The sequence below is a fragment of the Streptococcus sp. UMB1203 genome, from assembly GCF_030217725.1.
Taxonomy (GTDB): Bacteria; Bacillota; Bacilli; order Lactobacillales; family Streptococcaceae; genus Streptococcus.
This window is the reverse complement of sequence record NZ_JASOOK010000037.1, coordinates 1-13,519: the sequence shown is the minus strand read 5'-3', so window position 1 is coordinate 13,519 and position 13,519 is coordinate 1. Positions and strand designations below refer to the sequence as shown.

The window sequence follows — 13,519 nt, the reverse complement described above, 5'->3', positions numbered from 1 at the left end:
AAAAGGACTTAGCCCTGTACAATACAGAACTAAATCCTTTGCTTAAATTAATTGTCTAACTTTTTGGGGTCAGTACATTTCTTGGGTATCTTTTTTAAAATAAACGGAAGACATGGGATTCGAACCCACGCACGCTGTTACACGCCTACCGCGTTTCCAACACGGCCTCTTAAGCCTCTTGAGTAATCTTCCAATACTTACTCAAATAGTCTACCATAAAGGCTCTTATCTTGCAATAAAAATTTTGGAAATAAGAAAAATGATAGATTTTGAAAGAAAGTGATAAAAAATGCTTGACTTTGAAATAAAGTATGATAGAATGAATAGTGTAAACGATAACAGGAGGTGATTCAGTGTTAAAAACAGAGCGGAAACAACTGATTTTAGAGGAGTTAAATCAACATCATGTAGTTTCTCTAGAGAAATTAGTTAGTTTGCTAGAAACGTCAGAATCAACGGTTCGAAGAGATTTGGATGAGTTGGAAGCTGAAAACAAGCTTCGTCGCGTGCATGGTGGAGCAGAATTGCCCCATTCCTTGCAGGAAGAAGAAACCATTCAAGAAAAATCTGTCAAAAACCTTCAAGAAAAGAAGTTGCTGGCTCAGAAAGCAGCCTCTCTCATCAAGGAACAAGATGTCATCTTTATCGATGCTGGAACAACAACTGCTTTTTTGATTCATGAATTGGTCAATAAGAATATTACGGTAGTAACCAACTCTATTCACCATGCGGCACAGTTGGTTGAAAAGCAAATTCCAACTGTCATGGTTGGAGGAAGTGTCAAGATGGCGACAGATGCTAGCATCGGGGGCGTTGCTCTTAACCAAATTAACCAATTGCACTTTGACCGTGCCTTTATCGGGATGAATGGTGTGGACGATAGTTATTATACGACTCCTGATATGGAAGAGGGAGCTGTGAAGCGTGCTATTTTGGAGAATGCTAAACAGACCTACGTCTTAGTGGATTCATCAAAAATTGGACAAACTTGCTTTGCCAAGGTAGCACCACTCAAACGAGCTATTGTTATCACAAGTCAAGGGCATGAGCTCTTGCAGGCTATTAAGGAGAAAACGGAGGTAATAGAAGTATGATTTATACAGTCACACTCAATCCATCTATTGATTATATCGTGCGTTTGGACCAAGTCCAAGTCGGTAGTGTTAATCGAATGGACAGTGATGATAAGTTTGCTGGTGGGAAAGGAATCAATGTTAGCCGTGTCTTGAAACGCTTGGGTATTCCAAATACAGCGACGGGATTTATCGGAGGTTTTACTGGTAAATTTATCACAGATACTCTGGCAGAAGAGCAAATTGAAACACGTTTTGTCCTAGTGTCAGAAGATACTCGTATCAATGTTAAAATCAAAGCAGACCAAGAAACAGAAATTAACGGGACTGGTCCAAATGTGGAGCCAGCTCAGTTAGAAGAATTGAAAGCTATTCTTTCAAGTTTAACAGAAGAAGATACAGTTGTCTTTGCTGGTTCAAGTGCTAAAAATCTAGGCAATGTTATCTACAAGGATTTAATTGCCTTGACGCGTCAGACGGGTGCGCAAGTGGTTTGTGACTTTGAAGGACAGACCTTGATTGATAGTTTGGACTACCAGCCACTTTTAGTTAAACCAAACAATCATGAACTTGGAGCGATTTTTGGGGTTAAACTCGAAAGTTTGGACCAAATTGAGAAATATGCTCGTGAGTTACTGGCTAAAGGTGCTCAAAACGTCATTATCTCTATGGCTGGTGATGGTGCCCTTCTAGTAACATCTGAGGGAGCTTACTTCGCTAAACCAATCAAGGGAACTGTGAAAAATTCAGTTGGAGCTGGTGATTCTATGGTTGCCGGATTCACAGGTGAATTTGTCAAATCCAAAGATGCAGTAGAAGCCTTCAAATGGGGAGTAGCTTGTGGAACAGCAACGACATTCTCAGACGACTTGGCAACGGCAGAATTTATTAAAGAAACATATGAAAAAGTTGAGGTAGAAAAACGATGAAAATTCAAGACCTATTGAGAAAAGATGTCATGTTGCTGGATTTGCAGGCAACTGAAAAAACTGCTGTCATCGAAGAGATGATTAAAAGTTTGACAGACCACGGTTATGTGACAGATTTTGAAACCTTTAAAGAAGGAATTTTGGCGCGTGAAGCTTTGACTTCTACAGGTTTGGGTGATGGTATCGCAATGCCTCATAGCAAAAATGCTGCTGTCAAAGAAGCGACAGTTCTATTTGCCAAGTCAAACAAGGGTGTTAACTACGAGAGTTTGGATGGGCAACCAACTGACCTCTTCTTTATGATTGCGGCTCCAGAAGGTGCCAATGACACCCACTTGGCAGCATTGGCAGAATTGTCTCAATACTTGATGAAAGACGGTTTTGCTGACAAACTTCGTAACGTAACATCAGCCGACCAAGTTATCGAACTTTTTGACCAAGCTTCAGAAAAAACAGAGAAGCCTGTTCAAGAACCTGCCAATAACTCTGGTGACTTTATCGTTGCTGTTACGGCTTGTACGACAGGTATTGCCCACACTTACATGGCCCAAGAAGCCCTTCAAAAAGTTGCTGCTGAAATGGGTGTTGGTATCAAGGTCGAAACCAACGGTGCTAGCGGTGTTGGTAACCAACTAACTGCTGAAGACATCCGCAATGCTAAAGCTGTTATCATCGCAGCAGACAAGGCAGTTGAAATGGATCGTTTCGATGGCAAACCATTGATCAATCGTCCAGTTGCAGACGGTATCCGTAAGACAGAAGAATTGATTAACATGGCTCTTTCAGGAGATGCTGAAGTCTACCGTGCTGCTAATGGTGCCCAAGCTGCAACAGCATCTAACGAAAAACAAAGCCTTGGTGGGGCCTTCTACAAACACTTGATGAGTGGTGTATCCCAAATGTTGCCATTCGTTATAGGTGGTGGTATCATGATTGCCCTTGCCTTCTTGATTGACGGTGCTTTGGGTGTTCCAAATGAAAAACTTGGCAATCTTGGTTCTTACCATGAGTTAGCTTCTATGTTCATGAAAATTGGTGGTGCAGCCTTTGGCTTGATGCTCCCAGTCTTTGCAGGTTATGTTGCCTACTCTATCGCTGAAAAACCAGGCTTAGTAGCAGGTTTCGTGGCTGGTGCTATTGCCAAAGAAGGTTTTGCCTTTGGTAAAATTCCTTATGCCGCAGGTGGTGAAGCAACTTCAACTCTCGCAGGTGTCTCATCTGGTTTCCTAGGTGCCCTTGTTGGTGGATTTATCGCAGGTGCTTTGGTTCTTGCTATCAAGAAATACGTTAAAGTTCCTCGTTCACTTGAAGGTGCTAAATCAATTCTCATCTTGCCACTTCTTGGAACAATCCTGACTGGATTTGTTATGCTAGCTGTGAATATCCCAATGGCAGCAATCAACACTGCTATGAATGACTTCCTAGGTGGTCTTGGAGGAGGTTCAGCAGTCCTTCTTGGTATCGTCCTTGGTGGAATGATGGCTGTTGACATGGGTGGACCAGTCAATAAAGCGGCTTATGTCTTTGGTACAGGTACGCTTGCAGCGACTGTTTCTTCAGGTGGTTCCGTAGCCATGGCAGCGGTTATGGCTGGAGGAATGGTGCCACCACTTGCCATCTTTGTCGCAACTCTTCTTTTCAAAGATAAATTTACCAAAGAAGAACGTAACTCTGGTTTGACAAATATTATCATGGGCTTGTCATTTATCACCGAGGGAGCAATTCCATTTGGTGCAGCTGACCCAGCTCGTGCGATTCCAAGCTTCATCCTTGGTTCAGCAGTAGCAGGTGGACTCGTTGGTCTTACTGGTATCAAACTCATGGCACCACACGGAGGAATCTTCGTTATCGCCCTTACTTCAAATGCCCTTCTTTACCTCGTTTCTGTCTTGGTAGGAGCAATCGTAAGTGGTGTGGTCTATGGTTATCTACGTAAACCCCAAGCATAAAACTTATACTCTTCGAAAATCAAATTCAAACCACGTCAGCATCGCCTTGCCGTACTCAAGTACAGCCTGCGGCTAGCTTCCTAGTTTGCTCTTTGATTTTCATTGAGTATTAGATATAAAATGAAAAGATTGGACCGTTTGGTGCAGTCTTTTTCTCTTTCCGAAATGCCTGTGAAATATGGTATAATAGAAGAATGGCAAACAAGAATACAAGTAAAACAAGACGGAGACCGTCTAAAGCAGAACTCGAAAGAAAAGAAGCGATTCAACGAATGTTGATTTCCTTGGGAATCGCGCTTTTATTGATTTTCGCAGCCTTCAAATTAGGAGCTGCAGGTATCACTCTTTACAATTTAATTCGCTTGTTGGTGGGGAGCCTAGCCTATCTGGTAATAGTTGCCCTATTGATCTATCTCTTCTTTTTCAAGTGGATACGAAAACAGGAAGGGCTCTTATCAGGCTTTTTTACCATATTTGCTGGCCTGCTCTTGATTTTTGAGGCCTATTTGGTTTGGAAATATGGTTTGGACAAGTCGGTATTAAAAGGAACCATGGCTCAGGTTGTGACGGATTTAACAGGCTTTCGAACGACCAGCTTTGCTGGAGGGGGCTTGATTGGGGTCGCTCTTTATATTCCAATCGCCTTTCTCTTCTCCAATATCGGGACTTACTTTATTGGTTCTATCTTGATTTTAGCAGGTGCCCTCCTAGTCAGTCCTTGGTCTGTTTACGATATTGCTGAATTTTTCAGTAAAGGCTTTGCCAAATGGCGAGAAGGGTATGAGCGTCGAAAAGAGGAACGCTTTGTTAAACAAGAAGAAAAAGCTCGTCAAAAGGCTGAGGAAGAGGCTAGATTAGAACAAGAAAAAGCTGAAAAAGCCTTACTCGATTTGCCTCCTGTTGATATGGAAACGGGTGAAATTCTGACTGATGATGTTGTGCTGGACGTTCCACCTATTCCAGAAGAAGAGTGGGTGGAACCAGAAATCATCCTACCTCAAGCTGAACTTGAATTCCCTGAACAAGAAGAAAAATTGGACGATGAAGATGTTCAGGTCGATTTTTCAGCCAAGGAAGCCCTTGAATACAAACTTCCAAGCTTACAACTCTTTGCCCCAGATAAACCAAAGGATCAGTCTAAAGAGAAGAAAATTGTCCGAGAAAATATCAAAATACTAGAAGAAACCTTTGCTAGCTTTGGTATCAAGGTGACGGTGGAACGGGCTGAAATTGGCCCATCAGTGACCAAGTATGAAGTTAAGCCAGCAGTTGGTGTACGGGTCAACCGCATTTCCAATCTGGCAGATGACCTCGCTCTAGCCTTGGCGGCCAAGGATGTCCGGATTGAAGCACCAATCCCTGGAAAATCTCTGGTCGGAATAGAAGTACCTAACTCTGAAATTGCAACCGTTTCTTTCCGAGAACTATGGGAACAATCTCAAACGAAAGCAGAAAATCTCTTGGAAATTCCTCTAGGGAAGGCAGTTAATGGTACCGCAAGAGCTTTTGACCTTTCTAAAATGCCCCACTTGCTAGTTGCAGGTTCAACGGGTTCAGGGAAGTCGGTAGCAGTTAACGGCATTATCGCTAGCATTCTTATGAAGGCTAGACCTGATCAAGTTAAATTTATGATGGTCGACCCCAAGATGGTTGAATTGTCCGTTTACAATGATATTCCCCATCTCTTGATTCCAGTTGTGACCAATCCACGTAAGGCCAGCAAGGCCCTTCAAAAGGTCGTGGATGAGATGGAAAATCGTTATGAACTCTTTGCCAAAGTGGGAGTTCGGAATATTGCAGGCTTTAATGCTAAAGTAGAAGAGTTTAATGCTCAATCTGAGTACAAGCAGATTCCGTTACCACTCATTGTCGTAATTGTAGATGAGTTGGCAGACCTCATGATGGTTGCCAGCAAGGAAGTAGAAGATGCCATTATCCGTTTGGGACAGAAGGCGCGTGCTGCAGGTATCCACATGATTCTTGCAACTCAGCGCCCATCGGTTGATGTCATTTCTGGTTTGATCAAGGCCAATGTCCCATCTCGTGTCGCTTTCGCAGTTTCATCAGGGACAGACTCCCGTACTATTTTGGATGAAAATGGAGCAGAAAAACTACTTGGTCGAGGAGACATGCTTTTTAAACCGATTGATGAAAATCATCCAGTACGTCTCCAAGGCTCCTTTATCTCGGATGATGATGTCGAGCGCATCGTAAACTTCATCAAGGCTCAGGCTGATGCGGACTACGATGAGAGTTTTGATCCAGGTGAGGTTTCTGAAAATGAAGGTGAATTTTCAGATGGTGAAACTGGTGGAGATCCGCTTTTTGAAGAAGCCAAGGCTTTGGTCATTGAGACCCAGAAAGCTAGTGCGTCCATGATTCAGCGTCGTTTATCAGTTGGATTTAACCGTGCGACCCGCCTTATGGAAGAACTCGAAATGGCAGGTGTCATTGGTCCAGCTGAAGGAACCAAACCAAGAAAAGTTTTACAACAATAAAAAATAGCTTCTTTCCAAGTTTGGAAGGAGGCTATTTTAGTGATTATTGATTAGTTTTATTTTCTGAAGTTGGAGGATTGGACTGTTTTTCATTTTCAGTGGTAGGTTTACTTGGAGCAGGTGTAGTAGAGTCCTGAGTTGATGTTTTCTGCTCTTCTTTTTTCTCTTCTTTGACACTGGATTTTGGTGTTTCCTCTTGTTGTGTTTTTTCTTGAGAAGTGTTATTTTCCTTATTAGGACTAGTGTTTTCTTGAGGTGATTCCTTTTGAATTTCTTTGACAATTGTTGTGGTCTGGGTTGTCGTAGGTTCTTTTTTAGTATTTTTGTTATTATCCAAGGCGTTCATGATAGTGATACTTGCGGTAATTAATCCAAGGATACTACCGATAGTAGCAACGGTTTTTTGAAAGACCGTAAAGCCTTTTTTGATGTGTTCTGTTTTTGGTTTTGAAGTTCTACGATAATTAGACATGCATTCTCTCCTTTAATTAAAATTTATTATACCTCATTTCTTTAAAAAAATCTTAAAAAAAGAGGAATTGCCCTTTCTTGTCGCAAGCTCCGTTTCATGATACAATAGAAGGAGTGATTTTAGAAAGCGTGAGAAAACATGATTTACTTTGATAATTCGGCAACGACAAAGCCCTATCCTGAAGCCCTTGAAACCTATATGCAGGTGGCTTCAAAAATTTTAGGAAATCCATCTAGTCTCCATCGTTTGGGAGACCAGGCAACACGAATCTTAGATGCTTCTCGCAAACAGATTGCAGATTTAATCGGTAAGAAAAGCGATGAAATCTTCTTTACTTCTGGTGGGACAGAAGGGGATAACTGGGTCATCAAGGGAGTGGCCTTTGAAAAAGCCCAGTTTGGAAAGCACATCATTGTATCAGCCATTGAACATCCGGCAGTTAAGGAATCAGCCCTCTGGTTGAAAAGTCAAGGATTTGAAGTGGATTTTGCTCCAGTTGATGAGAAAGGATTTGTAGATGTTGAGGCGCTAGCAGATTTGATACGACCTGATACGACCCTCGTTTCCATCATGGCTGTGAATAATGAAATCGGCTCTGTTCAGCCCATTGAGACTATTTCAGAACTGTTAGCAGACAAACCAACTATTTCCTTCCATGTTGATGCTGTTCAGGCACTTGCTAAAATTTCGACTGAAAAGTATCTGACAGAACGAGTGGATTTTGCAACTTTCTCTAGTCACAAATTTCACGGAGTTCGAGGGGTTGGATTTGTTTATATCAAGTCTGGCAAGAAGATTACGCCTCTTTTAACAGGTGGTGGTCAGGAGCGTGATTATCGTTCGACGACTGAAAATGTGGCAGGGATTGCAGCGACAGCCAAGGCTCTGCGTTTGTCTATGGAAAAGCTAGATTTCTTTACGAGTAAGACAGGACAGATGAAGGCAGTGATTCGTCAAGCCCTTCTGGACTATCCAGATATTTTTATCTTTTCAGATGAGGAAGACTTTTCCCCTCATATCCTGACTTTTGGAATCAAGGGTGTTCGTGGAGAAGTTATCGTTCACGCCTTTGAAGACTATGATATTTTTATTTCTACGACTTCTGCTTGTTCGTCCAAGGCAGGGAAACCAGCCGGAACCCTGATTGCCATGGGAGTGGATAAAGATAAGGCCCAGTCAGCTGTGCGTCTTAGCCTAGACCTTGAAAATGATATGAGTCAGGTCGAGCAGTTTTTGACCAAGTTAAAATTGATTTACAATCAAACTAGAAAAGTAAGATAGGAGCATTCATGCAGTATTCAGAAATTATGATTCGCTACGGTGAGCTGTCAACCAAAGGCAAAAACCGTATGCGTTTCATCAATAAACTTCGCAATAATATTTCAGACGTTTTGTCTATCTATCCCCAAGTTAAGGTAACGGCAGATCGCGACCGTGCCCATGCTTACCTTAATGGAGCTGATTACACAGCGGTAGCAGAATCACTCAAACAAGTTTTTGGGATTCAAAATTTTTCCCCTGTATACAAGGTTGAAAAATCTGTAGAAACTTTGAAGTCTGCTGTCCAAGAGATTATGAAAGATATTTACAAAGAAGGAATGACTTTCAAAATCTCTAGCAAGCGTAGCGACCACAATTTTGAGTTGGATAGTCGTGAACTCAATCAAACCCTTGGAGGGGCCGTATTCGAAGCCATTCCAAATGTGCAAGCTCAAATGAAAAGTCCCGACATCAATCTCCAAGTAGAGATTCGTGAAGAGGCGGCCTACCTTTCCTATGAAACCATTCGTGGAGCTGGTGGTTTGCCAGTTGGAACTTCAGGTAAAGGGATGCTTATGTTGTCAGGAGGAATTGACTCCCCTGTAGCAGGTTATCTTGCTTTGAAACGTGGAGTGGATATCGAAGCTGTTCACTTTGCTAGCCCACCTTACACGAGTCCTGGTGCCCTTAAAAAAGCCCAAGATTTGACTCGTAAATTGACCAAGTTCGGAGGCAATATCCAGTTTATCGAGGTGCCTTTCACTGAGATTCAAGAGGAAATCAAGGCTAAAGCGCCAGAGGCTTATTTGATGACTTTAACTCGTCGCTTTATGATGCGGATTACCGACCGTATTCGTGAGGTACGAAATGGTTTGGTTATCATCAATGGGGAGAGTCTAGGTCAAGTAGCCAGCCAAACCCTTGAAAGCATGCAGGCTATCAATGCCGTTACTAACACTCCCATCATCCGCCCAGTTGTAACCATGGATAAGTTGGAAATCATTGATATTGCACAAGAAATCGATACCTTTGACATTTCAATCCAGCCATTTGAAGACTGCTGTACGATTTTTGCACCAGATCGTCCTAAGACTAATCCTAAGATTAAGAATGCGGAGCAGTACGAAGCACGTATGGATGTGGAAGGTTTAGTTGAGCGAGCAGTGGCTGGAATTATGATTACTGAAATTACACCTCAAGCTAAAAAAGATGAAGTGGACGACTTGATTGACAATCTCCTCTAATCAGAAAATCCAAAAGAATTTAGAAAAAATAAATAAAAAAGTTAGTTTTTAATCCAAAAATGGAAGCAAAACTAACTTTTTTTCTATAATTGTGATATAATAAAATAAAATTTTGAATATAGAGAGTTTTCTGACAATGAATCAATCCTACTTTTATTTAAAGATGAAAGAGCATAAACTAAAGGTTCCTTATACAGGTAAGGAACGCCGTGTACGTGTTCTTCTGCCTAAAGATTATGAGAAAGATACGGATCGTTCCTATCCTGTTGTTTACTTTCATGACGGGCAAAATGTTTTTTATAGTAAAGAATCTTTTATTGGCCATTCATGGAAGATTATTCCAGCTATTAAACGAAATCCGGATATCAGTCGCATGATTGTCGTTGCTATTGACAATGATGGTATGGGACGGATGAATGAGTATGCGGCTTGGAAGTTCAAAGAATCTCCTATTCCGGGGCAGCAGTTTGGCGGTAAAGGTGTGGAGTATGCCGAGTTTATCATGGATGTGGTCAAACCTTTTATCGATGAGACCTACCGTACCAAAGCTGACCGCCAGCATACGGCTATGATTGGTTCCTCACTAGGAGGCAATATTACCCAATTTATCGGTTTGGAATACCAAGACCAAATTGGTTGCCTAGGCGTCTTTTCATCTGCAAACTGGCTCCACCAAGAAGCATTTAACTGTTATATCGAGCGCCAAAAACTGTCGCCTGACCAGCGCATCTTCATCTATGTAGGAACAGAAGAAGCAGATGACACAGACAAGACCTTGATGGCTGGCAATATCAAACAAGCCTATATCGACTCGACGCTTCGCTATTACCATGATTTGATTGCTGGGGGGGTTCATCTGGATAATCTTGTCTTGAAAGTTCAGTCTGGTGCCATCCATAGTGAGATTCCATGGTCGCAGAACTTACCAGACTGTCTGAGATTTTTTGCAGAAAAATGGTAAGTTAAGAAAGGAGAAAGCCATGCATATTGAACATCTTAGTCACTGGAGTGGTCACCTCAACCGTGAAATGTACCTCAACCGTTATGGGCATGCTGGGATTCCAGTTGTGGTCTTTGCTTCATCTGGTGGCAGTCACAATGAATACTATGATTTTGGCATGATTGATGCCTGTGCTTCCTTTATCGAGGAAGGCCGTGTTCAGTTCTTTACCCTATCTAGTGTGGATAGTGAGAGCTGGTTGGCCACTTGGAAAAATGGTCACGACCAAGCAGAGATGCACCGTGCCTATGAACGCTATGTGATTGAGGAGGCCATTCCTTTTATCAAGCATAAGACAGGTTGGTTTGATGGCATGATGACGACAGGCTGCTCAATGGGCGCCTACCATGCACTCAATTTCTTCCTTCAGCATCCAGATGTCTTTACCAAGGTGATTGCTCTTAGTGGTGTTTACGATGCACGTTTCTTTGTCGGCAATTACTACAATGACGATGCTATTTATCAAAACTCGCCAGTAGATTATATCTGGAATCAGAACGACGGCTGGTTTATCGATCGTTACCGTCAGGCAGAGATTGTACTGTGTACGGGTCATGGAGCCTGGGAACATGACGGACTACCGTCTTTCTACAAGCTCAAAGAAGCCTTTGACCAGAAACAAATTCCAGCCTGGTTTGCTGAATGGGGACACGATGTCGCCCACGATTGGGAATGGTGGCGCAAACAAATGCCTTATTTCCTCAGCAATCTCTATCTATAAAAGGAGTTACCTATGAATTACCTTGTTATTTCTCCCTACTATCCGCAAAACTTTCAACAGTTTACGATTGAACTAGCTAATAAAGGCATCACAGTCTTGGGAATTGGCCAAGAACCTTACGAGCAATTGGATGAACCTTTGCGCAATAGCCTGACCGAGTATTTCCGTGTAGATAATCTTGAAAATGTAGACGAAGTCAAACGTGCAGTTGCTTTTCTCTTTTATAAACATGGCCCAATTGACCGCATCGAGTCCCACAATGAATATTGGCTAGAGCTAGACGCAACACTCAGAGAACAATTCAATGTTTTTGGTGCCAAACCAGAGGAGCTCAAAAAGACGAAATTTAAGTCTGAAATGAAGAAGCTTTTCAGAAAAGCAGGTGTCCCTGTGGTCCCTGGAGCTGTTATCAAGACGGAAGCAGATGTTGATCAAGCAGTGAACGAAATCGGCCTTCCAATGATTGCCAAACCTGATAACGGAGTGGGAGCAGCTGCGACCTTTAAGCTTGAAACAGAAGACGATATCAATCACTTCAAGGCTGAATGGGACCATTCAACCGTTTATTTCTTTGAAAAATTTGTCACTTCCAGTGAAATCTGCACTTTTGATGGTCTTGTGGACAAGGATGGTAAAATTGTCTTTTCAACAACCTTTGACTACGCCTATACACCGCTTGATCTCATGATTTATAAGATGGACAATTCTTACTATGTTCTTAAGGATATGGATCCAAAATTACGTAAATATGGTGAGGCAATTGTCAAAGAATTTGGTATGAAAGAACGTTTCTTCCATATCGAGTTCTTCCGCGAGGGGGACGATTACATCGCTATTGAGTACAATAACCGCCCTGCAGGTGGATTCACTATCGATGTTTATAATTTTGCTCATTCCTTGGATCTCTATCGTGGCTATGCAGCTATTGTCGCAGGAGAAGAGTTCCCAGTAACAGACTTTGAACCTCAGTATTGTTTGGCTACATCACGTCGTGCAAATGCTCACTATGTCTATTCTGAGGAGGACTTACTTGCTAAATACAGCCAGCAGTTCAAGGTTAAAAAAATCATGCCAGCTGCCTTTGCGGAACTTCAAGGAGATTACCTTTATATGCTGACAACTCCGAGTCGACAAGAAATGGAGCAAATGATTGCAGATTTCGGACAACGTCAAGAATAAGAACTTTCGGATTAAGGAAAATTACTCCCTTAATCCTTTTGTTTTTTATAAGAAATAAAACCGCTTTCTCATATATTCTTTTAGAAAACATATTGCTAAAAGATATAAAAATTGATAGAATAAGGATTGTCTAAAAAATTTTAAGGAGAATCTATCAAATGGATTTCACATGGGCAATTAAATATGCCACTGAATTTTTGGCCACTGCTATTTTGATCATTCTTGGAAATGGTGCAGTTGCCAACGTTGAACTTAAAGGTACGAAAGGTCACCAAAGTGGCTGGATCGTTATCGCTGTTGGTTATGGTATGGGGGTTATGATTCCAGCCTTGATGTTTGGTAACGTATCAGGTAACCACATCAACCCAGCCTTCACTCTTGGACTTGCGATTAGCGGTCTTTTCCCTTGGGCACAAGTAGCGCCTTATATCCTTGCACAAGTTTTGGGTGCTATCTTTGGTCAAGCCTTGGTTGTGGCAACACACCGCCCATATTACTTGAAAACTGAAAATCCAAACAATATCTTGGGTACTTTCTCAACCATTTCAAGTTTGGATAATGGTACAAAAGAAGCACGTTTCGCAGCAACTGTTAACGGTTTTGTAAACGAGTTTGTTGGTTCATTTGTTCTTTTCTTTGCAGCCCTTGGTATGACTAAAAACTTCTTTGGTGCTGAACTAGTATCAAAAGCACAAGCCGCTATCAATGCTCAAGTTGCTCAAGCAACTACTCAAGGTCAAACAATTCCTCAAGAGCAAGTAACAGCAGCACTTGACCAAGCTAAAGAACAAGTGGCACCATTTATGACATCTGGTCTTGGAATTGCTCACTTGGCACTTGGATTCCTTGTTATGGCCTTGGTAACTTCACTTGGTGGACCTACAGGACCTGCCTTGAACCCAGCCCGTGACTTGGGACCACGTCTCCTTCATGCTTTCCTTCCAAAATCAGTTCTTGGTGAGCACAAAGGTGATTCAAAATGGTGGTACTCTTGGGTACCAGTAGTAGCACCGATCGCAGCAGCAATTGCGGCAGTAGCTATCTTCAAATTCCTTTACCTATAAGAAATTGAAACCGGGGAAATCCTCGGTTTTTTTATATGAAATTTTTACGAAAAAGCTAAATTCCCAAACTAACTTCCACCGTTAATCCAAGTGGAAGTTAGTCTGATAAAAATCGTAAAAACCAGTGGAA

Annotated in this window: 11 protein-coding genes and 1 tRNA gene; 10 read left to right on the top strand and 2 right to left on the bottom strand. The window is 42.0% G+C overall.

What is annotated here, in order from left to right:
* Positions 1-104: 104 nt before the first annotated feature.
* A tRNA-Ser gene (locus QP439_RS08315) sits at positions 105-192 on the bottom strand.
* A gap of 161 nt (positions 193-353) precedes the next feature.
* Between QP439_RS08315 and QP439_RS08310 the strand changes: the two genes are divergently transcribed.
* From QP439_RS08310 to QP439_RS08295, 4 genes are all read left to right on the top strand, one after another.
* Positions 354-1,094, top strand: a complete 741-nt coding sequence (locus tag QP439_RS08310; protein ID WP_261018417.1) for a DeoR/GlpR family DNA-binding transcription regulator — start codon at positions 354-356, stop codon at positions 1,092-1,094.
* Positions 1,091-2,002: a 1-phosphofructokinase gene (pfkB, locus tag QP439_RS08305; RefSeq protein WP_285389442.1), complete on the top strand. Its 912-nt coding sequence runs from the start codon at positions 1,091-1,093 to the stop codon at positions 2,000-2,002. The genes QP439_RS08310 and pfkB overlap by 4 nt, the downstream gene beginning before the upstream one ends.
* Entirely contained in the window at positions 1,999-3,951 is a 1,953-nt protein-coding gene (locus QP439_RS08300) for a fructose-specific PTS transporter subunit EIIC (RefSeq protein ID WP_285389440.1), read from the top strand. The genes pfkB and QP439_RS08300 overlap by 4 nt, the downstream gene beginning before the upstream one ends.
* Positions 3,952-4,145: 194 nt before the next feature.
* A complete protein-coding gene (locus QP439_RS08295; protein WP_350224147.1) occupies positions 4,146-6,449 on the top strand; it encodes a DNA translocase FtsK in 2,304 nt (767 codons plus the stop codon).
* Positions 6,450-6,492: 43 nt separating this feature from the next.
* Here QP439_RS08295 and QP439_RS08290 read toward each other — a convergent pair whose 3' ends face one another.
* Positions 6,493-6,921: a DUF6556 family protein gene (locus QP439_RS08290; RefSeq protein WP_265473174.1), complete on the bottom strand. Its 429-nt coding sequence runs from the start codon at positions 6,919-6,921 to the stop codon at positions 6,493-6,495.
* 138 nt (positions 6,922-7,059) lie between these two features.
* On the opposite strand from QP439_RS08290, the gene QP439_RS08285 reads away from it, so the two are divergent.
* From QP439_RS08285 to gla, 6 genes are all read left to right on the top strand, one after another.
* Positions 7,060-8,202, top strand: a complete 1,143-nt coding sequence (locus QP439_RS08285) for a cysteine desulfurase family protein (protein WP_285389437.1) — start codon at positions 7,060-7,062, stop codon at positions 8,200-8,202.
* Between the two features lie 8 nt (positions 8,203-8,210).
* On the top strand, positions 8,211-9,425 hold the full coding sequence (thiI, locus tag QP439_RS08280; protein ID WP_265473172.1) for a tRNA uracil 4-sulfurtransferase ThiI: 1,215 nt from the start codon (positions 8,211-8,213) through the stop codon (positions 9,423-9,425).
* Positions 9,426-9,561: 136 nt separating this feature from the next.
* Positions 9,562-10,386, top strand: a complete 825-nt coding sequence (locus QP439_RS08275) for an alpha/beta hydrolase (RefSeq protein WP_285389434.1) — start codon at positions 9,562-9,564, stop codon at positions 10,384-10,386.
* A gap of 19 nt (positions 10,387-10,405) precedes the next feature.
* A complete protein-coding gene (locus QP439_RS08270; protein ID WP_261080809.1) occupies positions 10,406-11,146 on the top strand; it encodes an esterase family protein in 741 nt (246 codons plus the stop codon).
* Between the two features lie 12 nt (positions 11,147-11,158).
* A complete protein-coding gene (locus tag QP439_RS08265; protein WP_261027562.1) occupies positions 11,159-12,325 on the top strand; it encodes an ATP-grasp domain-containing protein in 1,167 nt (388 codons plus the stop codon).
* A gap of 158 nt (positions 12,326-12,483) precedes the next feature.
* Positions 12,484-13,389 carry an aquaglyceroporin Gla gene (gene gla, locus QP439_RS08260; RefSeq protein WP_049551099.1) on the top strand — a complete coding sequence of 302 codons (906 nt, stop codon included), beginning with the start codon at positions 12,484-12,486 and terminating at the stop codon, positions 13,387-13,389.
* Positions 13,390-13,519 lie beyond the last annotated feature (130 nt).